Genomic DNA, 25,484 nt, shown 5'->3' on the forward strand with positions numbered 1-25,484 from the left:
GCCGCAAGGCTGCGGTTATCAGTCCGGCGCGGAGCGTGTCAACGGGCAGACGGATCCGGGTGTCGATGCATAACCTGGCGGAGCAACACAAGCAGTTCAACGCGTTGCGGTCGAGCTTCGGCGTTCGGGTCGCCGTACCGTCTCCCGTCGACGCGTGATGGTCCCGGTGGGAGGGCAACCCACCGGGACCGTCTTCTTCGTCGGGGCCTCCGGATGCCGGGTGCCGAGGCATCCGTCCGGCATTAGCCTGTCGGCATGCACCGGATCTTCACGATCAGCTTCGCCTCGGTCTACCCGCTCTACGTCACGAAGGTCGAGAAGAAGGGACGCACGACCGCGGAGCTCGACGAGGTCATCGAGTGGCTCACGGGATTCGACGATGCGGAACTGAAGCAGCACATCGACGAGCACACGACCTTCGAGGACTTCTTCGCGGACGCCGACCTCAACCCGAACGCCTCGCTCATCACGGGCGTCATCTGCGGCATGCGCGTCGAGGAGATCGAGGACCCTCTGATGCAGAAGATCCGCTACCTCGACAAGCTCGTCGACGAACTCGCCCGCGGCAAGTCGATGGAGAAGATCCTGCGCGCCGCCTGATCGACCGGGTCGACGCCTACCTCGACGCCGTCGAGCCAACGGCGCACGCGCCCGGCGTCGTCGACGATCAGGCCGGTCGTCGGGCCGGCGCGTCCGATCCACCCGAGGTCGTCGAATCCGGCCACGACAGCCGCGGTGGCCAAGACATCGGCGTGGGCGAGGCTTGCCGACACCACCGTCGCCGACGCGGCTCCCGTCGCCGCGCGGCCGGATCGCGGATCGATGATGTGCGCGCCGCGCTCCGCGCTCCCCGAGGTCGCTACGGCTCCATCGCGCACGGGCACGGTGGCAAGCATCCGAGTGCGGTCGAAGGGATCGACGATCGCGACGTTCCAGGTCCAGTCCGCTCCCGGCGCGGTGAACAGCTGGAGGTCGCCGCCCGCGTTGATCCCCGCGGCGATCACGCCCGGGCACTCGAGCAGCGGGGCGAGGTGCGCGCGGGCGGTCCGCTCCGCGGCCCATCCTTTGACATACCCGGTCGGGTCGAACACCCCGGCCCATGTCGCGGTGAACAGGCCGCCGGCGTCGGACTCTGCGTGCACGCATGCCTGGGCGACCTCGGCGACCCAGGGCGAGGCATCCACCATCGCGAGCTCGCCGCGCGCCACGCGCAGCAGGTCGGAGTCGTCGCGATACGGCGAGAACACCCGATCCACGAGGCGCAGCTCGTCGAAGAGGGCGGCGGTGGCGGCGGCGAACACGTGAGAGTCGACGTCACCGATCACGTGCACGCTGATCGCCGTGCCCATGATGTCGGCGACCTCCACGTGCCGGGGCGGACGTCTCATGCCCGGGCCTGGTCGATCGCGCTCTGCAGGGACTGCAGGTAGCCCTGGCTGGTGTACGTCGCGCCCGACACCATGTCGATGTCGGAGGACTGGGCGGCGGTGGTCTCGGCGACGAGCACCGGCAGTGCGCGCTGGTTGATCTGGCGGTCGCGAGGGTTGCCCGACGGGTACTCCGGGACCTGGACGTCGGTGATCTGCCCGCCCGAGACCGTGATCTGCACCTGGACCGGGCCGAAGCGGGTGTTCGCCGACGAGCCGGTGTAGGTGCCGTCGGAGAGTCCGGTCGACGACCCGGCGCCCGGATCGCTCGAGTCGCTCGAGCCCGCGTCGGTCTGGGCGCCGCTGCCGGTCTGAGTGCCGTTGTCGGTTTCGCTGCCCGTCGAGCCGGACGAGCCGGACGAGCCGGATGAGCTCGACGAGGTGCTCGCGGTGTCTGCGGCGACCGGTTGGATCGCGTCGATGTGCGAGGTCCGGTAGCTGAACAGCAGCACCAGGCCGCTGATGGTGGCGAGGACGGCGTAGACGATCTTCTTCATCGCGGACTCCTGGAACGGTGCATGACGGCCTCAGATCGTGAAGGACTCGGTGTGGATGCGGGCCGGTGCGACGCCGGCCGCACGCAGGTCACGGGTGACGGCATCCATCCACGGCTGCGGACCGCAGACGAACACGTCGTACTCGGCGAGGTCGGGCGCGAGGTGGCGGAGGGCCTGGGCGCCGTTCCATGCGGCGTGCGACGCGGGCAGCCACGGCGTTGCGGACGACGCGCGCGGCCCGTCGAGCCGAACGAGCCGCACCCCGCGATCACGCACGAGCGCGGCGATGGCGGCGCCCCGCAGCGCGGCGTGAGGGGTCGAATCGCGGGTGACGAGCGTCGCCTCGCCCGGGGCGTACGGCTCGGACTCGAGCAGCGACACGAGTGGGGACACCCCTGCGCCGGCGCCGACCAGGAGCAGCTTGCGCCCGCGGCGCTCCTCTCCGGTCATCCGGCCGTACGGACCCTCGATGAGCACCCGTGTGCCAGGGCGCAGCCTGGCGAGCCGCGCGGTGCCGTCCCCGACGATCCGTGCCGAGATGGCGAACTCGTCGCCGCGGGGTGCCGCGGAGAGGGAGAGCGGATGGCCGCGCGACCACCCCGCGCCGTCGAGGAAGCGCCAGACGAAGAACTGGCCGCCGCGTGGGGCGAGGCGATCGAGCCGGCGTCCGCTCATCCGCACTGTCACACCGCCCGAGCCGTCGGCTTCGACGGCGGCGACCCGCAGACCGTGCCGCCACGACCGCACCGCCGGGACGCCGAGCCGGAACACGACCACGGCGGCGGCCGCGAGCGCCCACAGGGTCCACCAGTAGACGGTCGCCCACGCGGACGCCGTGAAGTCGGCGCCGGCCCACAGCTGGTGCGGCAGCGCGATGCCGACGCCGACATACGCGTACAGGTGGAGCAGGTGCCACGACTCGTACCGCAGCCGGCGCCGTGCCCGCCGGATCGACGTGACCGCGACGAGCACGATGAGCACGGCGCCCGCCGTCGCGAGCAGCATGCCGGGGTACTCCCACACGAACTCCCACAGCTGCACGAACGGGCTGATCTGCGCGACCGCAGCGTAGCCGGCGACGAGCAGCGCGATGTGCGCGAGCATGAGCCAGAACGACCAGAATCCGGCGATGCGGTGCATCCTCGTGATGCCGTCGCGACCGAATCCCCGCTCGAACAGCGGCACCCGCGCCATGAGGAGCACCTGGTACAGCAGGAGGTTCGCCGCGACCAGGCCGCACAGGCGCCCGACCGCGTTGAGCGCCTCCGCGCCGCCTCCGAGGACCGCGTCGACTCCGCCGCCCGACACCCACAGGGCCGCCACGAACAGGCTCGTCAGCCAGATGACGACGATCGCGCCGGCATTCCACGCGGCCGCACGGCGCGGGCCCGTCGAGACGGCCGCCGGATGCCGCAGGCCGACCGGTGCGGTCGGTGACGCGATCGTCGCCATGACTGCTCCTCAGGATTCGGGTGGGTGGGGAAGGGTCAGGACCCGTCGGAATCGGTGCCGGAATCGGTGTCGGAGTCGGAGTCGGAGCCGTCGCCGCGCGGGTCGCCCTGACCGGGACCGCCGTTCTGCCAGTCGTCGTCGGGGCCGCCGCGCTGCCCGGACCCGTCTCCGGGCCGGCCCGGCGCGTTGCCGTCCTGGTTCCAGCCGACCGGGCCGCCGGCGGGTCCGCGAGAGCTGCCCGCCGCCCAACCGGTGCCGAAGCCGACGCCGAGGAGCAGGACGGCGGCGACCGCGGCACCGGTGACCTTGACCCACGTGCGCCGCAGGAACGGCGCCTTCTCCCCGGCGGGTGCGGGGGCGGTCGCTTCGGCCGGAACGGCGTGGGCCGGCTCGTGCGCGGCGGGCGCAGACGCGACGGGGGGCTGCGGCGGGAGGGGTGTCGCCGGCGGGGTGGGCGCCGCAGGTGCGGGAGGGGCGGGCTCGGGCGTGACCGGCTCGGTGGGTGCGGCCTCGTCGGGCGTGCCGGCGGGGTTCTCAGGGGTGCTGTCGGACATGACCACACTGTCCCGCCGCGGTTCCAAGAATGCTCAAAGAGTCGGTCGATCTGGGCATTCTCATAAGTTCCCGCCTCGGAAGGCTCAGCGTTCCCGCGTGTGCCGGCCGCCCGAGGGCAGATCCAGCAGGAACGTCGTCCCGGCGGGCGACGTGTTCTCCACGCGCACGCTGCCGTCGAAGCGCGTGACGATGTCGCGCACGAGAGCGAGGCCCAGCCCGAAGCCACGTCGCCCGTCACCGCCCGGCGCGTCGTTCGAACGGGCGAAGCGGGCGAACAGTCGATCGGGATCGATGCCGGCGATGCCGCTGCCCTCATCGACGACCCTGATCTCGACGCGGCGGCCGGCGGGTCGTGCGCGGACCGTGATTGTCGAGCCGGCGGGGGAGTAGCGCACCGCGTTGTCGAGCAGCGCCATCACCGCGCGCGTCAGCGACGTGTGGTCGGCGGCGACGTGCAGATCCGCGGATGCGTCGGCGACGAGTGCGACGCCGCGCTCGACGGCTCTCGGCTCGATGACGGCGATCGCGTCGTGCGCGGCGGTGGCCACAGATGCCACGGCGTCGTCGTCGCCGGCGCGGGCGCCGGCGGTCTCGGCCGTGAGCAGCAGGTCGGTGAGCACCGCGTCCATCACCGCCGCGTCGCGGCGCAGGTCGGCGAGGACGGCGTCGACGTCGCCACCGCGTTCAACCCGATACTGCGCGAGCTGGATGCGGCTGGTCAGGGTGGTGAGGGGCGTGCGCAGTTCGTGGCTGGCATCGGCGACGAAGGTGCGCTGCACCTCGAGGGCGTCCGCCAGCGGCTGCGCCGCCCGTTTGGACGCCCACCAGGCGACGAAGCCCAGCGCGACGACGCCGATCAGGCCGATCAGGATCGCGAGCGGAACGACGTCGTCGAGGTCGATCACCCGATCGCCCGGTCCGTCCCATCCTCCACCGCCCGGGCCGGGGTGCGGCGGACCGTGTTCGGGGCGCGAGGTCGCGAACATCACGGCGACGATGACGGTCGTGATGATCGCGACGACCGCCGCCGCGGCGACGGCCACCCAGACCCCGGCACGCAGGGCAGCCTGCTGCACGCGCCGCCGGTCGGCGGCGGTGGCAGCATCCGTCCGCTCGCTCATCGGGGCGTCCCGCTGCGATAACCGCGCGCGCGGACGGTCTCGATGATCTCGGGCGTCGACTTCCGGCGTACGTAGTGCACGTAGGTGTCGACGGTGGTGGCCGAGCCGCCGGGGAACACGTGGGCGAGGATCTCGTCGCGCGAGAACACGTGCTCGGGGCTCGAGGTGAGGAGCTCCAGCAGCTCGGACTCGGCCTGCGTGAGCGGGATGCGGCCGTCGGCGGGGGAGTAGAGCGCCTGCGAGGCGGGGGTGAACACCCAGTCGCCGAGCTCGCGGCGATCCCCGGCTCCGCGCCCGCGGCGCAGCGCCCGCAGCCGCGCGCGCAGCTCGGCGAAGTCGAACGGCTTCACGAGGTAGTCGTCGGCGCCGGCGTCGAGCCCGGTCACACGGTCGTCGACCGCGCCGAGCGCCGTGAGCATGAGGGCGGGCGTCGCGATGCGGGCCGTGCGGACCGCGCCGACGAGATCGACGCCCGACATCCCGGGCAAGCGGCGATCGACGACGATCACGTCGTAGCGGCGCCCGAGTGCAAGGCGCAGGCCCTCCTCGCCCGTCGACGCGTGGTCGACGTCGTACTCATCGCCCAGCATCTCGACGACGATGCCGGCGATCTCGGCCTCGTCCTCGACGTACAGCAGGCGCGGCGCGGCCGACGGCGGAGACGACGAAGAGGGCACGTCCACAGTCTGGACGTGCCCTCTTCGAGGCTGTCAGGCGAGCGCTATGGATCGCCTATGAGCTTGGTGGGCTGTGATCAGTACCAGCCGGTCGACTGCGAGTGGCTCCACGCGCCGCAGGGGCTGCCGTAACGGCCCGAGATGTAGCCGAGGCCCCAGGCGATCTGCGTCGCCGGGTTGGTCTGCCAGTCGGCGCCGGCGCTGCCCATCTTGCTGCCGGGCAGTGCCTGCGGGATGCCGTACGCGCCGCTGGAGCGGTTGTAGGCCTGGTAGTTCCAGCCCGACTCCTTGTTCCACAGCGACACGAGGCAGCCGAACTGGTCGTCGCCCCAGCCGTAGCCTCCGAGCATCGATCGGGCGGTCGCCTGCGCGTCGGCCGGGCTGGTGCCGCCCACGGCGCCGCCGGTGGCGAACACGGGCGCACCGCCGCCGGACGAACGCGGCGCCGACGACTTCTTCGCCGCGGCTGCCGCCGCGGCCTCCTCGGCGGCCTTGGCGGCTGCGGCGGCCTCGGCCTCCTTGCGGGCCTTCTCCTCCGCCTCGCGCTGCGCCTTGAGGGCGATCGCGGCGTCGAGCTTGCCGCGCAGTCCCTGCGCCTGCTCGTTGACCGAAGCGGAGAGCGTGGTCACCGCATCCGTGACCTCCGTCGTGTACTCGGCCGGGAGCGACTGTGCGCGCTTCAGCTGAGCGACGGCGCCCTCGAGCTCGGTGGTGTCGACGGTCGTGTCGGGCGTGCCGACGTCCAGACCCGACGCGGCGATGTCGGCGGCGACGGTGGTCGCGGCGGTCACCGCGGCGTCCGCGTCGGCGAGCGTCTTCTCGAAGGCGCTCGGGGCGGCGGCGGTCTCGGCCGTGACGGACGCGGTGGAGTACGACGCCAGCGCGAAAGCGGTCAGCGAACCGGACGCCTCGGCCTGCGATGCGGGGGTCGCCGTGCTGAACGCGGCGGTGGCCAGCACGCCTACTGCGAGCGTCGCGGCGACGAGCACCGGGCGGCGGCGGAGGCGGCGTTCGGCGCGGCGGAGAGTGCGACGTGCGGGCAGAAGAGACGTGTGGGAGCGCATATAAGACCGGGTTCCGTATCAGCGAAATGCGCCATCGGGAGGCGCGTCGTGACCGTTCGGGCGGGCACAAGTCCCCGAGTCTCCCGGGCCTTTCTGGACGCTTCCGGTGCGTTACCTGAACGTTACATGTGAGTGGAATGTTCGAAAAGACCAGATCAAGGGGTCGGATCCTGGGTTGCAGGGCCGCCTGGGAAGGTCCTCCGAACTACGATCGAAGCACCCGCCGCACGTCTACAGGAGGCTCATCCGTGCCCTCGTCCACTGTTCCCACCCGCCCCGCAGCACTCGCGCACGCCGACGATCTCGCCGCGTTCGTGGCGGCGTCGCCGTCGAGCTTCCACGCCGCTGCCGAGGTCGCGAGCCGACTCGAGAACGCGGGGTTCACGCGTCTCGACGAGGCGGCCGAATGGCAGGCTCCCGCCGGTGGGAAGTTCGTCGTGGTGCGCGACGGCGCGGCGATCGCGTGGGTCGTGCCGCAGGGCGCGTCGGCATCGACGGGTGTGCGCATCTTCGGCGCCCACAGCGACTCGCCGGGGTTCAAGCTCAAGCCCAAGCCGACCACCGGCAGGCTCGGCTGGCTGCAGGCCGGCGTCGAGATCTACGGCGGCCCTCTCCTCAACTCGTGGCTCGATCGCGAACTGCGGCTGGCGGGTCGCCTCGTGCTCGACGACGGCACGGACGTGCTCGCCGCGACCGGCCCGCTGCTGCGGCTGCCGCAGCTCGCCATCCACCTCGATCGCGAGGTCAACGACCACCTCGCCCTCGACAAGCAGTCGCAGACCCAGCCGGTGTGGGGTCTGGGTGAGGCCGAGTCCGCCGACATCCTCGGGGAGCTCGCGCGTGAGGCGGGCGTCGACGCCGCGCGCATCCGCGGCTACGACGTCGTCACCGCCGACGCCGCGCGCGGTGCGACCTTCGGGCTCGACGACGTCTTCTTCGCCTCCGGCCGCCTGGACGACCTGGCATCGGTGCACGCGGGCGTCGTCGCGCTCGAGAACGCGGCCGACGGCCACGACGCCGACCACATCGCGATGCTCGCCGTCTTCGATCACGAAGAGGTCGGCTCGGGCACCCGGTCGGGTGCGGCCGGTCCCTTCCTGTCGGACGTGCTCGAGCGGCTGTGGCTGTCGCTGGGCGCCGATCGCGAGCAGCAGCTGCGTGCGCTCGCCGCGTCCTGGTGCGTCTCGAGCGACGTGGGCCACTCGGTGCACCCCAACTACGCCGACAAGCACGACCCCGTCGTGCAGCCGGTGCTCGGCTCCGGCCCGATCCTCAAGATCAACGCCAACCAGCGGTACGCCACGGATGCCGCGGGCGCGGCCGCCTGGAACGGGTGGTGCGCCGCGGCGGGCGTCACCAGCCAGGAGTTCGTCTCGAACAACGCAGTGCCGTGCGGATCGACGATCGGCCCGATCACGGCGACCCGCCTCGGCATCCGCACCGTGGACGTCGGCATCCCGATCCTCTCCATGCACTCGGCCCGCGAGCTCGCCGGCGTGAGCGACCTGTGGGACCTCGCCCGCGTCGCGGAGACCTACTTCCGCGGCTGAGTCCGCGCCGGTGGCGGTGGCATAGCGTCGGAGGTCTTCGGCGACATGCAGGGGGACGGATGCCGCCACCCGGCGTGTCGCGCGAATCCTCCGATGCTGTGCATGGCGTCAGGTACCGGCCGCGCCGAGGGCGAGGTACTGGTGCGTGAACGCGATCGCGGCGCCGCCCTCGCCGACGCCGGCGACGACGCGCTTCACCGAACCCGACCGCACGTCGCCGATCGCGAAGACGCCGGGCACGGTCGTCTCGAGGGCGAACGGGCGGCGCCCCTCGCGCCACGAGCCCGACTCCGCCGCATCTGCTCCGGTGAGCACGAACCCGCGCGCGTCGCGGGCGATCTCGGCCGGCAGCCACGCGGTCTCGGCGTCGGCCCCGATCATGACGAAGAGCACGTCGACGTCGCGCTCCGCGACGGCGCCCGTGCGCCGGTCGGCGATGTCGGCGGAGCGGAGCGCATCGCCGCCGTGCAGTCCGACCACCTCGCTGCGCGTCTCGACGCGGATGGCCGGGATCGCCGCGATCTGGTCGATGAGGTAGCGCGACATGCTCGCCTCGAGCGACTCGCCGCGCACGAGCATCGTGACCGACCGTGCGTGCCGGCTGAAGAACAGCGCCGCCTGCCCGGCCGAGTTCCCGGCGCCGACGATGCAGACGTCCGCGCCCTGCGCCACGGCCGAGTCGCTGCGGGCGGCGCCGTAGTAGACGCCGCTGCCGAGGAACCGGTCGACGCCCGCGACCGGGAGCGTCCGCCACACCACGCCCGTCGCGAGGATGACGACCTCGGCGCGCACGACGTCGCCGCCGTCGAGTGTCAGCTCGCGCGTCTCGGGGTCCAGCGCCTCGACCGTGCGGGTGACCACGATCTCGGCGCCCAGCCGCTGGGCCTGCGTGAACGCCCGTCTCGCGAGGTCGTCTCCCGAGATGCCGAACGGGAAACCGGTGTAGTTCTCGATCCGTGTCGAGGTGCCCGCCTGGCCGCCGGGTGCGAAGGTCTCGACGACGAGCGTCCGCAGACCCTCGGCGGCGGCGTTCACGGCGGCGGTGAGACCGGCGGGGCCGGCACCCAGGATCACGACGTCGTAGTGGCCGGCTGCGGGCGTCACATCGAGCCCGACCGCCTCGGCGATCTCGCGCATCGTCGGATTCTCGAACCGCGCGCCGCTCGCGAGCTCCAGCACCGGGTAGTGGGCGGCGTCGGCGGCGGCATCCACGTCCACGCGCTCGAAGTCGACCTGGTTGCGCGTGAGGAACCCGATCACGCGATGCGCGCGGGCGCTGCGCCGTGGCTGGATGAGCCGGACCTCGTACTCGTGCTGCTCGGCGGCCATGGTCTGCAGCGAGTCCAGGTAGCGCCGCGCGAGCCCCGCGACCCGGTCGGGCACCGACGGCGCAGCCGCGGCGAGGGAGTAGTAGACCGCGGGCTCGAGTTTGAGCACGCGCGTCGGCTCCCCGGCGCGGCCGCTCGCCGGAAACGGCGTGCTGAGGGTCATCGGGACCTCGCCGAAGAACTGACCCGGCCGGCGCGTGCCGATGACGCGCTCCTCGGCGCCCACCACCTTCGTGATCTCGGCCAGCCCTTCGATCACGACGAAGAGGGCGCGGGTGTCGCCCTCGTGCGCGAAGTACTCGCCCGTCGCGAGCCGGATGTCTTCCACCGCACCGGCGAGGGAGGCGAGGGCCGCGTCGGGCACCTCGGCGAAGACGTGCAGCGCCCGAAGGCCTTCGACGGTGATCATGCGGCTCCCCAGCAGCGCAGGCACACGCGGCGCGGTGAGCCCGATGGCGCCGGTGCGCCACGGGGCGAACGTAGCGGCACGGCCGAGCGGCGGTCAACAGCAGGTTCCCTCAGCAGCGACCGCGTGTCGGTGATGCGGCGTAGCCTGAACGGATGCCGCAGCCGTCGACTCCGCAGACCGGCGAGGCACGTCCTGGTCTCGCCCTCGGCGCGCGTGCCCAGCTCTCCGCGCTCGCCGACGCGTCCGCGACCGGCGCGGGCGCGCTGCTCGATCTGCCCTCACCGGCCGATCCGCGCCCGGCGGCGGTGCTCATGCTCTTCGGGGTGCTCGACACGCTCCCCAGCGACCACGACACGCAGGCCCACGCGGTGTCGCGCGATCTCGACGTACTGCTCCTGTCGCGCGCGACGACGCTGCGCGCGCACCCGGGCCAGGTCGCCTTCCCCGGCGGCCGTATCGATCCGGGCGACGACGGCCCCGTGGCCGCGGCGCTGCGCGAGGCCCGTGAAGAGACCGGCCTCGACCCCGCCGGCGTGGAGGTGCTCGGCGAGCTCGTCGACATCCCCCTCGCGTTCTCGCAGCACGTGGTGACTCCGGTGCTGGCGTGGTGGCGGCATCCGTCACCGGTCCGCGTCGTCGACGAGGCGGAGTCCGCCGACGTCTTCCGCGCGCCTGTCGCCGATCTGCTGAACCCGGGGAACCGGGGTGTCACGGTGATCCGCCGCGGCGGCCAGGAGTGGCGGGGCCCGGGATTCCTGGTGCGGCATGCGACCGGCGAGCACCTGGTGTGGGGGTTCACGGGCATGGTGCTCGACGCGCTGTTCGGCCGCCTCGGGTGGACCGAGCCGTGGGACGAGGAGCGGGAGCTCCCCCTCACGGTTCCCGACTGATGCGTCAGCGGTAGCGGTAGTGGTCGGCGCTGCTGTTCACCCAGGTGATGAAGCGGCGGGCCTCGGTATCGCGCGCCGGCGGGAACGGCACGACCCACAGCTGCGGGCCCGCGATCACGAGGTGCGGGGCGACGCGCGTGATCGCCCGGTTGAGCGTGCGCGGCGTGATGGGACCGGCGGGCCCGAACATCCGCCGCTCGACCGCCGCCTTCGTGAACTCCGCGCGTCGCAGCAGCGCATCGCCCGAGTCCGCCGAGGCGGCGACCTCGCTCACCGGCTGGCTCAGGTCGCCGAAGTGGATCCATCGGCCGTCGATCACCACGCCGGCGAAGTCCTGCTCCTGGCCGCTGTATCGCACCTCGCCGGTCCAGCGGCGGCCGTCCCACCACCGCGTGCGTCCGCGCTGGTCGTCGTACCAGCCCGCCTGCGCCGGCCGGGAGGCGGCGGGACCGGCGTCCGTCCGCAGCGCGGTGTCGCGCTCGCGCAGGTCGATGTACTGGTCGGTCCAGTGCGTGCCGTCCCACCAGCGCTGCTTGCCGGAGCCGTCGTCGTACCACCCCGGTGCGGGCTGCGTCGCCATGGTCCGAGCGTAGTTCGTGCCCGGGCGGTGTCCAGCAGCGGCGGCTATGCTCGACCCGTGCATTTCTACTTCTTCATCTGATCCGACGGCGCGGCCACGCCCGCACGTCGCTCGTCGAGTCATCCGAGCGACGCGTGCCCGCAGCATCCGGCCCCTTCGGGCCCTCCGTCAGATCATCCGCACGCGCGCGCCCCCGGGCCCGGCGTGCCCGCAGAGACCTCGGTCTCGGAAGTGGACACACCACATGCCTTCCCTCACGCACACTCCTGCGCGCGACCGCGCGCAGCTCACCGCCGCGCGCGTCTCGTTCTCGCGTGCGGGTCACCGGATCCTGAACGACGTCGACCTCGTGGTCACGCCCTCCGCGCGCATGGCGATCGTCGGCGAGAACGGCCGTGGCAAGTCCACACTGCTGCACCTGCTCGCCGGCCTGCTCGTGCCCGACGCGGGCGACATCGCGCGCGTGGGCACCCTCGCGCTCGCCGAGCAGGAGATGCCGAACGGCGATCGCCGCACGGTGGGCGACGCGGTGGCCGAGGCGATCGCGGACGCCCTTGCGGCTCTCGACGCGTTGGACGAGGCATCCGTCGCCCTGAGCACGGATCACCCGACAGGCGCTGCTGCCGACGCGTACGCGGAGGCGCTCGACCGCGCCGTCGTGCTGGACGCCTGGGATGCCGAGCGGCGTGTCGAGGTCGCGCTCGAAGCGCTCGGGGCCGAGACGGACCGCAAGAGGCCGCTGGCGGAACTCTCCGTGGGGCAGCGCTATCGCGTGCGTCTCGCGTGCCTGCTGGGCGCGGACCACGACTTCCTGCTGCTGGACGAGCCGACCAACCACCTCGACCGGCAGAGCCTCGACTTCCTCACGGCGCAGCTGCGCGCGCGGGCAGGCGGCGTCGTCGTCGTCAGCCACGATCGTGCGCTGCTCGCCGATGTGGCCGACACGTTCGTCGACCTCGACCCGACGTCCGACGATCGTCCGCGCGTGTACGGCGGCTTCGACGCCTACCGCGAGGGGCGCGAGGCCGAACGTGAGCGCTGGGAGCAGCTGTACGACCGCGAGCAGGCCGAGCGGACACGGCTGCAGGACGACCTGAGCGCGGCGCAGAACCGGCTCGTGACCGGCTGGCGGCCGGAGAAGGGATCGCCGAAGCACGGGCGGGCCACCCGCGCCGCGGGCATCACGCAGACGGTGCACCGCCGCCGCGCCGCGCTCGAGGCGCACGCCGTCACCGTGCCCCCGCCGCCGATGCGGTTCGCATTCCCGGCGCTGCCGTCCCGCGGCGCGGCGGCGCTGCTGGTCGCCGAGGACGTGCACCTGGACGGACGGATGCCGCGGCCTGTCTCGCTGGTGCTCCACAGCGGCGCGCGGGTCGTCGTCACCGGCCCCAACGGCGCCGGCAAGTCGACGCTGCTGGCGGCGCTGGCCGGCGCCGTCCACTCCCACGATGCGGACGCTGCGGCCCAGGAAGCGGGTGCCCTGGGGGGCGCGGTGCGCCGGGGCGGCAGCATCCGTCTCTCCCTGCTGCGTCAGGAGTCCGTGCTCGATCCCGACCGGCGTGCGTCCGAGCTCTACGACGAGCGGATCGGGAAGGCAGTCGCGTCCGGCGCGCTCGCGGCGTCGCAGGCGACCGGCCTGAGTGGGCTCGGGCTGCTCACGTCGCGGGAGACCGGGCGCCGCGTCGGAGAGCTGTCGATGGGGCAGGTGCGCAGGCTCGATCTCGCGCTCGCCCTCGCGGTGCGCCCGCACGTGCTGCTCCTCGACGAGCCCACGAACCACCTCTCATTCACGCTCGTCGACGAGCTGACGGCGGCGCTGCAGGCGACGGATGCAGCCGTGGTCGTGTCCACCCACGACCGGCAGCTGCTTCGCGACGTCGTCGAGTGGGACCGCATCGACCTGGGGGTGCGTGTGTGACACCGTTCGACCCTCAGCCTCCGGAGCAACGGCAGACTGGAGCCATGCCTCACGTCGACGACATCGTCCCCGCTGACCGCCGCCACCTGCTCGCGCTCCCGGTGTACGCGCACCTCGGGACCATCCGGCCCAACGACACCGTGCAGGTCAACCCGATGTGGTTCGAGTTCGACGGGGAGCACGTCCGGTTCACGCACACGAACTACCGCCAGAAGTACCGCAACCTGCAGCACAACCCGTCGATGTCGCTGTCGATCCTCGACCCCGACTCGCCGTTCCGGTACCTCGAGGTCGCGGGCAAGCTCGTCGACGTCGTCCCCGACCCCGAGGGTGCGTTCTACGTGCGGCTCCAGAACCGGTACGGCAACCCGAGCTCCACCCCGCCCCGCGACAAGGAGGACCGCGTGATCCTCGTGATGGCGATCGATCGCGCGACCCGGCAGTAGGGCCGACGGCGAAGGGGAGGGATGCTGCGGCTGCGGCATCCCTCCCCTTCGTTGTCGGCGGGTCAGGCGTTGACGCGCGATGCCTGCACGGCGGCGCGCAGGCCCTCGCCGACCGGCGTGGTGGGGCGGCCGAGGAGGCGCGCGAGCGTCGGGTCGGCGCCGGCCAGGACGCCGCGCGCGATGCCGGCCTCCATCTCGGCGACGAAGCCGACGGTGCCCGCATCGAGGCCCGCCTCGGCGAGCGCCGCCTCGAGCTGCTCGCGAGAGACCGGCACATAGGCGACCTCGCGGCCGAGCACCTCGGCGGCGGCCGCGGCGAGGTCGGCGTACGACACGGCGGTGTCGCCCGAGAGCTCGTAGGTGCGGCCCAGGTGGCCGTCGTCGGTGAGCACGACGGCCGCAGCCTCGGCGTAGTCGGCACGGCTCGCGGCGGCGACGGTCGCGTCACCGACGGACGCGGCGATCGCACCGGTCTCGGCGGCGCGCAGCACATCGGGCGTGTAGTTCTCGGTGTACCAGTTGTTGCGGAGCACGACGGCGGGGACGCCGCTGGCGGCGAGGTACTCCTCGGTCGCCTTGTGATCCGGCGCGAGCACGAAGTCGACGGAGTCGGCGTGCGCGAGGCTCGTGTACACGACCTTCGCGGTGCCCGCGGCCTTGGCCGCGTCGATCACGTTCACGTGGCCCTCGTAGCGCCGGCCGGGCTCGGACCCCGAGATGAGCAGCAGGGCGTCGACACCCTCGAGCGCGGCGGCGACGGACTCGGGAGCGTTGTAGTCGAGCGGGACGACACGGATGCCGCGGTCCACCAGATCGGCGACCTTCGAGGTCGTGCGGGCGCCGGCGACGATGTCGCCACGGGCGACGCCGCGATCGAGGAGCGCGTCGATGACGAGGTGGCCGAGCTGTCCGCCGGCGGCGGTCACGAGGATGGTCATGGGTGTCCTTTCGGTGGGGAGGCGCCTTGCGCACTCACCCCAGGCCAACGCCCGCGGCGACCAGTGACATTCCAGACGGAGGGTACCCACTTTGAGGTAAGGTACCCACGTGGTGGTGAGTTTTGCGGAAATCCGGGCAGAGATTCCCGGCGTCTTCGACGAGGCGTGCCCGACGCGGGTCGTCCTCGACCACGTCATGAGCAAGTGGGGCGTGCTCGTGCTCATGGCCCTCACCGAGGGCACCATCCGGTGGGGCGAGCTGCGTCGCACCGTCGAGGGCATCAGCGAGAAGATGCTCGCCTCGACGCTGCGCACCCTCGAGAAGGACGGCTTCGTCGCGCGCACGTCGTATCCCGAGGTGCCGCCGCGCGTGGAGTACTCGCTGACGCCGCTCGGCGACGAGCTGATGGAGCGCATGATGCCGCTCATGGCGTGGATCGGCGTGCACGCGGGCGACATCGTCGAGCGCTGAGACGCCCTGGGCGGTCCGCCTGCCAGGATGACGGCATGGCGACCGTCCTCTTCTGCCCCGTGACGTTCAACCTCGCCGAGGTGACGCGCATGATCGAGGTGGCGCGGGCGCTCGATCCCGCACATCGGGCCGTGTTCCTGGGGTACGAGCCGGACTTCGCGCATCTGATCACCGACGCGGGCTTCGACTACCGCTCGACCGAGCCTTCGATGAGCGCCGCGCAGCGGGAGCAGCTGATGCGGTTCGACCAGGGCAAGACGCTGCGCAGTCCGCTCACCGACCAGCTGGTGTCCGCACGGGTGGACGCCGAGCGCGCGCTGATCCGGCGGACGGAAGCCGCAGCCGTCGTGATCGGGTCGAACGTGACGTCGATGATCTCGGCGCGGGCAGAGAAGGTGCCGTTGTTCTATGCGGTGCCGTTCGCGCTGACTCGCCCGCAGGTCGCCCAGACCGTGCGGCTCGGGATGGTGCGGGGGAGCGGCCGGATCGCCCACGCGCTCGACCGCGTGGCGACGAGCGCGCTGCGCCTGGCCTACAACCGGCTGCCGCTCGCGCCCCGGGCGTTCGGCCGGGTTGCGAAGGCGAACGGTGTTCCGCCTCTCACGACCGTGGTGTCGCTGCTCGAGGCCGACCACAACCTCCTCACCGTGATGCCCTGGGAGCTCGAGGGCTACACGCTTCCTGCCGCCTACCAGCGGGTCGGACCGATCTTCGCCCACATCGACGTGCCGATGCCGCCCATCGTGGCCGAGCTCGCGGAGCGCTCCGAGCCGCTCGTCTACCTCGGGCTCGGCTCGTCGGCGAACCGGGAGATGGTGCTCGCGGCCGCGTCGCAGCTCGGCACGCTTCCCGTGAATGTGATCGCGCCGGTGCAGCACTACCTGCGGGACGACGACGCTCTTCCTCCGAACGTCCACGTGACCGGGCTCCTGCCGGCGCACCGCCTCGGCGGGCTCGTCGACGCGGCGGTGCTCCACGGCGGGCAGGGAACGGTGCAGACGGCCTGCGCTGCCGGCATCCCGTTCGTGGGCATGGGGCTCCAGCCCGAGCAGGTCTGGAACGTCGACCAGTGCGTCCGGCAGGGCAACGCTCTCGCGCTGACGCCGAAGCAGGCGGGCACGCCCGCGCTCGCGGACGCCGTGCGGCGGCTGCTGGCGGACGAGGGGATGCGCACCGCGGCCGAGCGCGTGCGCGCCGCGTATGCCGGCGAGGACGGGGCCGCAGCATCGGCCCGCGTCATCGAGAAGAGCATCGCGACGCTGTGACGGCGCATCAGCTCACGCGGGATCAGGCGCGGCGCATCGTGGTGCGCGCGCAGCTGCTCGACGCCGAGCGGCCCGGTGACGTCGTCGAGGTGGCCGAGCAGCTCGGCTACATCAAGATCGACCCGACCGCGACGATCGCGCCGTGCGAGCACACCGTGCTGTGGTCGAGGATCGGCTGGTCGTATGAGCCGGGTCAGCTGCGCAAGGTCGTCGAGGACGACCGGCTGCTCTTCGAGTTCGACGGCACGTTCCGGCCGATGAGCCTGTTGCCGCTGATGCTTCCGGCGATGCGCCGGTGGCCGCAGCGCGAGAGCAGCCGGCAGTGGCTGGAGGCGAACGCGGGGTTCCGCGCCGACGTGCTCGCACGGCTGCGCGCCGAGGGTCCACTCCTCGCGAGCGACATCCCCGACACGGCACAGGTGAGCCGCGCGCCCGACGGCTGGTCGGGATCGAACCAGGTGCCCCACATGCTGGACTTCCTGCTGCGCCAGGGCGAGGTCGCGGTCACCGGCCGTGAAGGTCGGCACCGCGTCTGGGACCTCGCCGCGCGCGTGTACCCGCAGGACCTGCCCGTGTACGCGGACGACGAGGCCGCTGAACTGCTGGCGGCGCGCCGACTCCAGTCGGCGGGACTCACGAAACCCCACTGGCACTGGAGCGGCGTCGCGAAGGACACCGGCGAACCCGCCGTCGTCGAGGGCAGCACCACGAAGTATCGCGTCGACCCCGAAGCGCTCGCCGCGCTCGACGAGGAGGACTCCGGCGGTCGTGTGGCCTTCCTGAACCCGTACGACAGCCTGCTCTTCGACCGCAAGCGGCTCGAGGAGGTCTTCGAGTTCACCTACGTGCTCGAGCAGTTCAAGCCGAAGGCCCAGCGGCGATACGGCTTCTTCGCGCACCCGATCCTGATGGGCGACCGATTCGTCGGGATGCTCGACGCCGAGGTCGACCGCGAGCGCGAGGTGCTCAAGATCAACGCGCTGCACGAGTTCCTGCCGTTCGAGCCCGAGGAATCCGAGATGGTGCGTGCCGAGATCGCCGAACTCGCAGAATGGCTCGGCGTCTCGGTCACGGGACTGCCCTGAACGGGGCCAGGCGGCGGGGCACCGGAGGCCGAGTGTCAGGGCACGCGGTTCGAGACGGTCAGCAGCACGACCGAGTCCTCGAGCGCAGCAAGGCTGTGGCGCTGCGGCGGCACCGTGAGGTGATCGCCGGATGCTCCGTCCCACGCCTCGTCGCCGGCGAGGAGTCGCACCCGCCCGCGCAGCACCTGCAACGTGGCCTCGTGCGGGCTCTCGTGCTCGGCGAGCTCGTGACCGGCGCACAGCGCGATGACGGTCTCGCGCAGGGCGTGCTCATGACCGCCGCGGATGGTGCGCGCGGCGCGCCCGCTCGACGCGTCGCGCGCCTTCGCGGTCAGGTCGTCGATCAGATCGGCCAGATCCGTGCTGTCCATCCGCGTCGCCTCCATCGCCTCGACAGGCCGGAGTCTACCCGCGCGGCCGCCGACTGAGACAGGCCCTGCGGCCGCCGGCATCGGGAATCCCTTCGCCCCGTGCGCGGTTGCGTGGATCATTGCACTGAAGGGAGACCGCGCATGAACGGACTCGAAGTCACCGTGCTCGTCGGGATCACTGTGCTCACCGGCGCGATCCTGGCGCCCCGGCTCCGGGTGGCGGTTCCGCTGCTGTTGGTGGTCGCGGGGCTGGCGCTCGGATTCATCCCCGAGGTTCGCGAGATCGAACTGCCGCCTGAGACCGTGCTGCTGCTGTTCCTTCCCGTGCTGCTGTTCTGGGAGAGCCTCACCACCTCACTGCGGTCGATCCGCCGCGACTTCCGCGGCATCTTCTTGATGAGCACGGCGCTGGTGGTCGCCAGTGCGTTCGCCGTCGCCGGCATCGCGTACCTGCTCGGCCTGCCGTGGGACGCCGCCCTCATCCTGGGGGCGGCGGTCGCCCCGACGGATGCGACCGCGGTGGCGGCGCTCGGCCGCATGCTGCCGCGTCGCAACTTCATGAACCTCAAAGCCGAGAGCCTCACCAACGACGGCACGGCGCTCGTCATCTACGGGGTGGCCGTGGGAGTGGCGGTCGGCGGCACGTACACCCCGCTGGACGTCACCGGCCTCGTCGCGCTGTCGTACGTCGGCGGGGCGGCCGCGGGTATCGTCGTCGCGGGTCTCGCCTACCTGGTGATGCGACGCACCCGCAACACGCTGAACCTCAATATCGCTCTGCTGCTGGTGCCGTTCACGGCGTTTCTGGTGGCCGAGCTCATTCACGCGTCGGGCGTGCTCGCCGTTGTGGTCGCGGGCCTCATCATCGCCTACATCCAACCGCGCATCAGCACCGCCGCCTCGCGCCGGCAGGCCGCATGGACCTGGCCCCTCGGCTCCTTTCTGCTCAACGGCTCGCTGTTCGTGCTGATCGGGTTCGAGGTGCAAGCCGTCGCTCATGAGATCCCCGGCCGCGAGATCGGCTGGCTGGCGGTGATGACCGTCGCGGTGTGGCTCGTGCTGCTCGTCGCGCGGTTCGTCTTCCAGACGACGTCCGTCATGATCATCCGCCTGCTCGATCGCCGGCCCTCGCAGCGTCTGCGCCGCACGACCTATCGGGCGCGGATCGTGAGCGCCGTCGCCGGGTTCCGCGGTGCGGTGTCGCTCGCGATCGCCCTGTCGGTGCCGCTGACCGCCGCCTCGGGGGAGGCACTGCCCGGCCGCGACGAGATCATCTTCGTGACGGCCGGCGTCATCCTCCTGACGCTGCTCGTGCAGGGACCTCTGCTGCCCACGGTCGTCCGGTGGGCGCGCCTGCCCGACGACATGGCGATGCAGAAGGAGCTCGAACTCGCCGAGCGCGCGATCACGGGTGCCGCTCTCACCGCGGTCAAGGAGATCGCGCTCGACCATGGCATCAGCGAGGAGACGCGAGATCGGCTGACTCGCGACTACTACGAGTTCCTCGAGCGCAACAACGAGCGCGCGCAAGCGCGAGAGCAGGCGGAGGTCGACCGCCAGATCGCCGACCTCGACCGCAGGATAGGGGAGACGGGTGACGCCGTGCCGGATGCGGCGACGGCTGCCGGCTTGTCCCGAGCGGGCGCAGAGCGGCCGGAGGCGGCGGAAGAGGCATCCGCCACGGCCACGGCTCTCCTGGAGGCGCCCGCCCCGCTGCCCTCGCCCCGTGAGCGCGACGAGGAGTACTCGCGGCTGCGCATCGCGGTGCTCGATCGCAAGCGCGAGGTGCTCTATCGCCTGCGCCGCGAAGGCGCGGTGGATGATGCCGTCGTGACGCAGATCCAGACGCGTCTCGACGTCGAGGAGCTGCGGATCACCGGCATCGAGACGCTCGACTGACGCCCGTCGGCGGGTTCACACCGCAGTGTCGCGCAGGCCGGCCGAGATCAGGTCCGCGAGGGCGGGCAGGTCCGCCGACTCCGCGGAGTCGATGGGCATCTCCTCCTCACCCGTGATCGGCTCCTCCTCGCCGAGGCGGTCGAGGAGCGTCGGCGTCGTGATGATCGCCACCCAGGCCGCCGCCGCGGTGCGCACCCGGCGCGCGGCGATCGGGTGGAGGATGCTCGCGCCGAGCACACGCTCGACGAGCGCCTGCAGCTGACTGCGGTAGTCGTGGAGCTTCTCGCGCACCTCCGGGTGCGTGCGGTGTTCGCGCCAGACGATGACCCGCTGCACCGCCGACTCTGCCTGCAGTTCACGCAATCGGTCCGTCACGTTCAGCAGGGTCTGTGCCGGATCCCCGCGCGCGATGAGTCCGGAGGTGTCGATCGGATCCAGGTCCAGGCGCTCACCCACCAGGGCGCGGAGCAGATCGGTCTTGGTGGGGAAGTAGTAGAACAGCAGCCCTTTGGGCACACCGGCGAGGTCGGCGATCGCCGTCGTCGGCGTGGCATCGAAGCCGCGCTCTGCGAAGAGGCGCTCGGCGGCGTCGAGGATCAGCGTGCGGCTCTCGCGACTGCGGGTCATGTCGAGTCCTGGAAAAGGTCGGCGGGGGCGTCGGTCTGATCCGGCGCCCCCGTCTCGGCTCGCACCTCAGTGCGGGAGGGCCTGGTCGTGCATGTGCATGGCGGGTCTCACGGCGAGCGCGGCGACGATCACCGCGACCGCTCCACCGATCCAGCTGACCCAGGCGGCGCCGGACTGCATGTCGGCGTATCCGCCCAGCCAAGGAGCCACGAACAGCAGCGCGCCGAGCGCGAGCTGCACGTACTCCATCGCCACCATCCCCGGCATCGCGAGGTTGGCGACACCTGCGGCGATCAGCAGGACGCCGACGATCAGCATCCACGGCATCGACGCGCCCATCTGCGGCAGGGCGAACGCGCACACCACGGCGATGAGGCCGACACCGGCTGCGACCCAGTCCTCCCAGCGAGTCCACTTCTTCATTCGGATCTCCTCCTTTCGAGATCAGATGGCTCCCGATCGGGGGTCGATTCGAACGGTACGCCCGACTGACCGACCGGTCAAGAACCCGCCCGCGCGACGATGAGGGGTTCCGCGGCGCCTCGAGGAGAGAGGGAATCCGGTCAGACGCGCGTGGACTGCCAGCCGAGCGCTGGTGCGACGTACTTGGCGAACGACTCGACGACGCGCAGGTTGAACTCGACGCCCAGCTGACTCGGGATCGTGAGCATCAGCGTGTCGGCCGATGCGATCGCGGCGTCCTCCTTGAGCTGCTCGACGAGCTCGTCGGGCTCCGCCGCGTAGGTCTTGCCGAAGGTCGAGCGGATGCCGTCGATCACCCCGATCTGGTCGCCGTCCTGACGACCGCCGAAGTACATCCGCTCCTCGGCGGTGGTGATGGGGAAGATCGACCGGCTCACCGACACCCGCGGCTCTCCGGCGTGCCCGGCTTCGCGCCACGCGGCGCGGAACGCGTCGATCTGCTGCGCCTGCAGCAGGTCGAACGGGGTGCCGTCGGCCTCGGTGAGGAGGGTCGACGACATGAGGTTCACGCCCGTCCGGCCGGCCCATTCCGCGGAGTCGCGGTTGCCGGCGCCCCACCACACGCGGGAGCGCAGGCCGGGGGAGTGCGGCTCGATGCGCTGCAGCCCGGTGGTGCCGGTGCCGAAGGGGGACGAGGCATCCCGTTCCGCCAGCCCTTCGCCGTCGATCGCTCGCAGGAGGAGGTCGAAGTGCTCGCGCGCGAGGTCCGCGCCCCGCGGGTCCTCCGAGCCGGTGTAGCCGAACGTCTCGTAGCCGCGGACGACGGTCTCGGGTGAGCCGCGGCTCACCCCGAGCGCCAGCCTGCCGCCCGAGATGAGATCGACGGATGCCGCCTCCTCAGCCAGGTAGAGGGGGTTCTCGTAGCGCATGTCGATGACGCCGGTGCCGACTTCGATGTTCTCGGTGCGTGCGGCGATGGCGGCCAGGAGCGGCATGGGGGAGGACTGCTGGCGCGCGAAGTGGTGCACGCGGAAGTACGCGCCGTTCACCCCCAGCTCGTCCATGCCCTGGGCGAGGTCGATCGCCTGCAGCATCGAGTCGGCGGCGGTGAGCTGTCGCCCGCCGCCGAGCGGGCCATAGTGTCCGAACGAGAGGGTTCCGAAACGCTGCATGTCGTCTGCAACCGTACGCGCGCAGCATCCATTCCGGTGAATGCACTCGCGCCACGGCCGATGCCGCGGCCGGTCGCGAGGCGTCATGTCGCGTCATCGGGGAAGCGATCGGCGCACCCCATGGTTGCCTCGAAGCATGACCTTCATCGGAACCAGCTCCCTCGACGTCCTTCCCCTCTCGCTCGGCGGCAACGTGTTCGGCTGGACGGCCGACCGCGACGCGTCGTTCGCGATCCTCGACGCGTTCCACGCCGGCGGCGGCAACTTCATCGACACCGCGGACTCGTACAGCGCGTGGGTCGACGGCAACTCCGGCGGCGAGAGCGAGACGATCATCGGCGAGTGGCTGGCGGCGCGGAGGCCCGAGAACGTCGTCGTCGCGACGAAGGTCAGCCAGCACCCAGGATTCAAGGGGCTGTCGGCGAAGAACGTGCGGGCTGCTGCCGAAGCGTCGCTGAAGCGCCTCGGCGTCGACGCGATCGACCTCTACTACGCCCACTTCGACGACGAGGCGGTTCCCCTGGAGGAGACCGTCGCCGCCTTCGGCGAGCTCGTCACCGACGGACTTGTGCGCTACACCGCGGTCTCGAACTACAGCGCCGACCGCATCCGCGAGTGGGTCGGTCTCGCGCAGGCCGCCGGCAGTGCGCTGCCCGTGGCCGTCCAGCCGCACTACAACCTCGTGCACCGCAATGACGTCGAGGAGCACATCATCCCGCTCGCGCAGGAGTTCGACCTGAGCCTGGTGCCCTACTTCTCGCTCGCGAAGGGCTTCCTCACCGGGAAGTACCGGTCGACGGATGCTGCGGGCCAGTCCTCCCCGCGCGCCGGCGCCGCGTCGCAGTACGCCACCGCCCAGGGGCTCGAGATCCTCGACGCGCTCGAGGGCATCGGCCGCGCCCACGGCGTCTCGATCGCGGCAACGGCCCTGGCGTGGCTGCGCGCGCAGCCCACGGTGGCCGCCCCGATCGCGAGCGCATCGCGCGTGGAGCAGGTCGCCGATCTGCTCGACGGCGCCCGCGTGGAGCTCACGGCCGATGAGGTCGAGGCGCTCACCCGCGTGTCGGAGTGGACGCCCGCGGCCGTCTGATCACCCTGCAGTGCGGCGACGACGAGCACGGTGCACGTCATCGTCGTCCGACCCGGCCCTCGAGAACGCACCGCGCGCGCACCCCCTGTCCCGGGTGCGCGCGCGGTGCCTACGATGGCCGAGAGAAGACGGCGCCGACGGATGCCGCGAGCCGAGGGGGTGCGCAATGGTCCAGGTCCGGGTGGCCGGTGTGGCGCTCGACGCGTCGGGGCAGCACGTGCTGCTGCTCAAGCCCGTCGACCAGATCCCCGGCGACGGCTTCGTCCTGCCGATCTGGATCGGTCAGCTCGAAGCCACCTCGATCCTGGTCGCCGTCGAGAACGCCGAGGTGCCGCGACCGCTCGCGCACGATCTGATGGGGCTCATCCTCACCGCCCTGGATGCGGTGGCCGTCAAGGTCGAGGTGACCCGCATCGAGGACGGCACGTTCTACGCCGAGATCACACTGTCGATGGCGCTGGGCGAGCGGATCGTCGACGCGCGTCCGTCGGATGCCGTGGCCCTCGCGTGTCGCGTCGGTGCGCCGATCTGGGTGGCCGACGCGGTGCTGGCCGAGGCGGGCGTGCCCGACGTGCTGACCGAGACCGATGCGGCGGAGCGGCTGGACGAGTTCAAGCGGTTCCTCGACGAGGTCGAGCCGGAGGACTTCGAGAGCTGAGCCGGATTCGCGCCGCCGTGTATCTGGGGCGGCGGAGCCCGCTCTTTCGTGGGGTGGCCGCCGCGTGTGGCGCGGCCACGCGGACGGAGCCCGTCGTGATGCTCCGCTGCGCTCCTTCACCGAAAGGCATCTCCATGTCCCTCAACGACCTCGCCCTCGACGTGCCCCACGCTGCCGTGGCCGCCGCCGCGGCCGAGCTGCGCGCCGCTCTCGGTGACCGCGCCCTGCTGCGCGGCGACGCCGGGTACGACGCCGCCCGGACGCCGTGGAATCTCGCCGTGGCGCAGCATCCGTTCGCCGTCGTGATCCCGGAGTCCCCGCAGGACGTCGTCGACGTCGTGCGTGCAGCGACGCTCTCGGGGCTGCGCATCGCGCCGCAGTCGACCGGCCACGGTGCGGGCGCGCTCAGCGACACCGACCTCGCACATACCGTGCTGGTCTCGCTGCGGGCGCTGCGCGGCGTGACGGTCGACCCGAAGACGCGCACCGCGCGCGTGCTCGGCGGCTCGCTCTGGAACGACGTGCTCGAGGCGGCCGCCCCGCACGGACTGACGGCCCTCCACGGCAGCGCCGGCGACGTGTCGGTCGTCGGGTATTCGCTCAGCGGCGGGCTGTCGTTCTATGCCCGTGCGCACGGCCTCGCCGTGAACGCGGTGCGTGCCGTCGAGGTCGTGACGGCCGACGGCTCGCTGGTGCGCGCGACCGCCGACGAGCACCCCGAGCTGTTCTGGGCGCTGCGCGGCGGATCGGGCTCGTTCGGCGTCGTCGTCGCGATCGAGATCGAGCTGCTCCCGCTCGCGGAGGTCTTCGCAGGCATGCTGCTGTGGGACGCGTCGCGCGCTTCGGAGGTCTCGCACGCGTGGGCGCAGTGGACGCAGTCCGCGCCCGAGACCGCGACCACCACCCTGCGCATCCTCCACATCCCGCCGATGCCCGAGCTGCCGCCGTTCCTGTCGGGTCGGTCGGTCGTCGTGATCGACGGGGCGATCGAAGAGACGGATGCCGCGGCATCCGCTCTGCTCGAACCGCTCCGTGCGCTGCAGCCCGAGGTCGACACGTTCGCCCGCATCCCCGCGCCCGCGCTCGTCGGCGTGCACATGGACCCGCCCGAGCCTTCGCCGTCGGTGACGTGGCACGCGGTGCTGAGGGAGCTGCCGGCACGTGCCGTCGACGCCTTCGTCGAGGCGGCTCAGACCCCGGGGATCTTCGTCCAGGAGCTGCGTCACCTCGGCGGCGCCGTGAATCGGCGGCCGGAGGGCGGCGGCGCGATCGCCTCGCTCGACGGGGAGTATCTCGTGCACTCGATCGCGATGGTGCCCGCGCCCGAGGCCGTGGCCCCTGCGACGGCTGCGGTGCGCGCGGGTGTCGCGGCCATGGTGGCGTGGCGGGTCGATGCGCTCGCCCTGACCTTCGTCGACGCTCCCGGCGCCGATCGCTCGGTGGCGTTCGGTGCGGCGTGGGCGCGGCTGCGTCAGCTCAAGCTCGACTACGACCCGGCGAACCTCTTCGCCGCCGCACGGCCGGTCTGAGTCGACGCGTCCACGTCGAGACCGTGGATTCTCGCCGAGAC

General features: G+C 71.9%; 26 protein-coding genes. 12 read left to right on the plus strand and 14 right to left on the minus strand.

Features of this window, described 5'->3' with window-relative positions; translation table 11 throughout:
- The first annotated feature begins 255 nt into the window (after positions 1 to 255).
- Positions 256 to 600, plus strand: coding sequence for a DUF2200 domain-containing protein (locus tag Q9R33_RS04385; RefSeq protein WP_045300220.1), 345 nt, complete (start codon positions 256 to 258; stop codon positions 598 to 600).
- Here Q9R33_RS04385 and Q9R33_RS04390 read toward each other — a convergent pair.
- The 7 genes from Q9R33_RS04390 to Q9R33_RS04420 all read right to left on the minus strand — a co-directional run bounded on the left by Q9R33_RS04390 (position 531) and on the right by Q9R33_RS04420 (position 6,793).
- A complete protein-coding gene (locus tag Q9R33_RS04390) occupies positions 531 to 1,388 on the minus strand; it encodes an FAD:protein FMN transferase (RefSeq protein WP_311292982.1) in 858 nt (285 codons plus the stop codon). The genes Q9R33_RS04385 and Q9R33_RS04390 overlap by 70 nt on opposite strands.
- Positions 1,385 to 1,924: an FMN-binding protein gene (locus Q9R33_RS04395; protein ID WP_311292983.1), complete on the minus strand. Its 540-nt coding sequence runs from the start codon at positions 1,922 to 1,924 to the stop codon at positions 1,385 to 1,387. Before Q9R33_RS04395 ends, Q9R33_RS04390 begins: the two co-directional genes overlap by 4 nt.
- A gap of 30 nt (positions 1,925 to 1,954) precedes the next feature.
- Positions 1,955 to 3,376, minus strand: coding sequence for a ferric reductase-like transmembrane domain-containing protein (locus Q9R33_RS04400; RefSeq protein ID WP_311292984.1), 1,422 nt, complete (start codon positions 3,374 to 3,376; stop codon positions 1,955 to 1,957).
- 35 nt (positions 3,377 to 3,411) lie between these two features.
- Entirely contained in the window at positions 3,412 to 3,930 is a 519-nt protein-coding gene (locus Q9R33_RS04405; RefSeq protein WP_311292985.1) for a hypothetical protein, read from the minus strand.
- A gap of 84 nt (positions 3,931 to 4,014) precedes the next feature.
- Positions 4,015 to 5,052 carry a HAMP domain-containing sensor histidine kinase gene (locus Q9R33_RS04410; RefSeq protein WP_311292986.1) on the minus strand — a complete coding sequence of 346 codons (1,038 nt, stop codon included), beginning with the start codon at positions 5,050 to 5,052 and terminating at the stop codon, positions 4,015 to 4,017.
- Entirely contained in the window at positions 5,049 to 5,729 is a 681-nt protein-coding gene (locus tag Q9R33_RS04415; protein ID WP_310245244.1) for a response regulator transcription factor, read from the minus strand. The genes Q9R33_RS04410 and Q9R33_RS04415 overlap by 4 nt, the downstream gene beginning before the upstream one ends.
- A 77-nt stretch (positions 5,730 to 5,806) precedes the next feature.
- The gene (locus Q9R33_RS04420; protein ID WP_311292987.1) at positions 5,807 to 6,793 is read right to left on the minus strand and encodes a lytic transglycosylase domain-containing protein; all 987 of its coding nucleotides are present in this window, start codon (positions 6,791 to 6,793) and stop codon (positions 5,807 to 5,809) included.
- A gap of 248 nt (positions 6,794 to 7,041) precedes the next feature.
- Here Q9R33_RS04420 and Q9R33_RS04425 point away from each other — a divergent pair, with 248 nt between their 5' ends.
- Positions 7,042 to 8,343, plus strand: a complete 1,302-nt coding sequence (locus Q9R33_RS04425) for a M18 family aminopeptidase (protein WP_311292988.1) — start codon at positions 7,042 to 7,044, stop codon at positions 8,341 to 8,343.
- Positions 8,344 to 8,451: 108 nt separating this feature from the next.
- On the opposite strand, the gene Q9R33_RS04430 is transcribed toward Q9R33_RS04425, so the two are convergent.
- The gene (locus tag Q9R33_RS04430; RefSeq protein ID WP_311292989.1) at positions 8,452 to 10,080 is read right to left on the minus strand and encodes an FAD-dependent oxidoreductase; all 1,629 of its coding nucleotides are present in this window, start codon (positions 10,078 to 10,080) and stop codon (positions 8,452 to 8,454) included.
- A 152-nt stretch (positions 10,081 to 10,232) separates the two neighbouring features.
- On the opposite strand from Q9R33_RS04430, the gene Q9R33_RS04435 reads away from it, so the two are divergent.
- The gene (locus Q9R33_RS04435; protein WP_311292990.1) at positions 10,233 to 10,970 is read left to right on the plus strand and encodes a CoA pyrophosphatase; all 738 of its coding nucleotides are present in this window, start codon (positions 10,233 to 10,235) and stop codon (positions 10,968 to 10,970) included.
- Between the two features lie 4 nt (positions 10,971 to 10,974).
- Here Q9R33_RS04435 and Q9R33_RS04440 read toward each other — a convergent pair whose 3' ends face one another.
- Complete coding sequence (locus Q9R33_RS04440) at positions 10,975 to 11,550, minus strand: DUF2510 domain-containing protein (protein ID WP_056369276.1); 576 nt, start codon at positions 11,548 to 11,550, stop codon at positions 10,975 to 10,977.
- Between the two features lie 244 nt (positions 11,551 to 11,794).
- On the opposite strand from Q9R33_RS04440, the gene Q9R33_RS04445 reads away from it, so the two are divergent.
- A complete protein-coding gene (locus Q9R33_RS04445) occupies positions 11,795 to 13,468 on the plus strand; it encodes an ATP-binding cassette domain-containing protein (protein WP_311292992.1) in 1,674 nt (557 codons plus the stop codon).
- A 44-nt stretch (positions 13,469 to 13,512) separates the two neighbouring features.
- Positions 13,513 to 13,914 carry a PPOX class F420-dependent oxidoreductase gene (locus tag Q9R33_RS04450; protein ID WP_310245256.1) on the plus strand — a complete coding sequence of 134 codons (402 nt, stop codon included), beginning with the start codon at positions 13,513 to 13,515 and terminating at the stop codon, positions 13,912 to 13,914.
- A gap of 62 nt (positions 13,915 to 13,976) precedes the next feature.
- Here Q9R33_RS04450 and Q9R33_RS04455 read toward each other — a convergent pair whose 3' ends face one another.
- On the minus strand, positions 13,977 to 14,852 hold the full coding sequence (locus tag Q9R33_RS04455) for an SDR family oxidoreductase (RefSeq protein WP_311292993.1): 876 nt from the start codon (positions 14,850 to 14,852) through the stop codon (positions 13,977 to 13,979).
- A gap of 109 nt (positions 14,853 to 14,961) precedes the next feature.
- Here Q9R33_RS04455 and Q9R33_RS04460 point away from each other — a divergent pair, with 109 nt between their 5' ends.
- From Q9R33_RS04460 to Q9R33_RS04470, 3 genes are read left to right on the plus strand one after another with little or no spacing between them, the layout of a single operon-like run.
- The gene (locus tag Q9R33_RS04460) at positions 14,962 to 15,324 is read left to right on the plus strand and encodes a helix-turn-helix domain-containing protein (protein ID WP_310245260.1); all 363 of its coding nucleotides are present in this window, start codon (positions 14,962 to 14,964) and stop codon (positions 15,322 to 15,324) included.
- 35 nt (positions 15,325 to 15,359) lie between these two features.
- Positions 15,360 to 16,589, plus strand: a complete 1,230-nt coding sequence (locus Q9R33_RS04465) for a nucleotide disphospho-sugar-binding domain-containing protein (RefSeq protein WP_311292994.1) — start codon at positions 15,360 to 15,362, stop codon at positions 16,587 to 16,589.
- Positions 16,586 to 17,674: a DNA glycosylase AlkZ-like family protein gene (locus Q9R33_RS04470; protein WP_311292995.1), complete on the plus strand. Its 1,089-nt coding sequence runs from the start codon at positions 16,586 to 16,588 to the stop codon at positions 17,672 to 17,674. Before Q9R33_RS04465 ends, Q9R33_RS04470 begins: the two co-directional genes overlap by 4 nt.
- Positions 17,675 to 17,709: 35 nt before the next feature.
- Here the strand turns inward: Q9R33_RS04470 and Q9R33_RS04475 are convergent, their stop codons facing one another.
- Positions 17,710 to 18,045, minus strand: coding sequence for a cupin domain-containing protein (locus Q9R33_RS04475; RefSeq protein ID WP_056369289.1), 336 nt, complete (start codon positions 18,043 to 18,045; stop codon positions 17,710 to 17,712).
- 141 nt (positions 18,046 to 18,186) lie between these two features.
- Here Q9R33_RS04475 and Q9R33_RS04480 point away from each other — a divergent pair, with 141 nt between their 5' ends.
- Entirely contained in the window at positions 18,187 to 19,944 is a 1,758-nt protein-coding gene (locus Q9R33_RS04480) for a Na+/H+ antiporter (protein ID WP_311292996.1), read from the plus strand.
- A 15-nt stretch (positions 19,945 to 19,959) separates the two neighbouring features.
- Here the strand turns inward: Q9R33_RS04480 and Q9R33_RS04485 are convergent, their stop codons facing one another.
- The 3 genes from Q9R33_RS04485 to Q9R33_RS04495 all read right to left on the minus strand — a co-directional run bounded on the left by Q9R33_RS04485 (position 19,960) and on the right by Q9R33_RS04495 (position 22,166).
- Entirely contained in the window at positions 19,960 to 20,571 is a 612-nt protein-coding gene (locus Q9R33_RS04485) for a TetR/AcrR family transcriptional regulator (RefSeq protein WP_056369292.1), read from the minus strand.
- Positions 20,572 to 20,637: 66 nt separating this feature from the next.
- Positions 20,638 to 20,994, minus strand: coding sequence for an SPW repeat protein (locus tag Q9R33_RS04490; RefSeq protein ID WP_056369293.1), 357 nt, complete (start codon positions 20,992 to 20,994; stop codon positions 20,638 to 20,640).
- A gap of 140 nt (positions 20,995 to 21,134) precedes the next feature.
- Positions 21,135 to 22,166: an LLM class flavin-dependent oxidoreductase gene (locus tag Q9R33_RS04495; RefSeq protein ID WP_311292997.1), complete on the minus strand. Its 1,032-nt coding sequence runs from the start codon at positions 22,164 to 22,166 to the stop codon at positions 21,135 to 21,137.
- A 136-nt stretch (positions 22,167 to 22,302) separates the two neighbouring features.
- Here Q9R33_RS04495 and Q9R33_RS04500 point away from each other — a divergent pair, with 136 nt between their 5' ends.
- The 3 genes from Q9R33_RS04500 (at position 22,303) to Q9R33_RS04510 (ending at position 25,443) form a co-directional block, all read left to right on the plus strand.
- A complete protein-coding gene (locus tag Q9R33_RS04500; RefSeq protein ID WP_311292998.1) occupies positions 22,303 to 23,256 on the plus strand; it encodes an aldo/keto reductase in 954 nt (317 codons plus the stop codon).
- Between the two features lie 166 nt (positions 23,257 to 23,422).
- Complete coding sequence (locus tag Q9R33_RS04505; RefSeq protein ID WP_310245273.1) at positions 23,423 to 23,914, plus strand: bifunctional nuclease family protein; 492 nt, start codon at positions 23,423 to 23,425, stop codon at positions 23,912 to 23,914.
- Positions 23,915 to 24,048: 134 nt separating this feature from the next.
- Positions 24,049 to 25,443, plus strand: a complete 1,395-nt coding sequence (locus tag Q9R33_RS04510) for an FAD-binding oxidoreductase (RefSeq protein ID WP_056369301.1) — start codon at positions 24,049 to 24,051, stop codon at positions 25,441 to 25,443.
- Positions 25,444 to 25,484: the final 41 nt, after the last annotated feature.

It is taken from the genome of Microbacterium sp. PRC9 (assembly GCF_031844125.1).
Classification (GTDB): domain Bacteria; phylum Actinomycetota; class Actinomycetes; order Actinomycetales; family Microbacteriaceae; genus Microbacterium.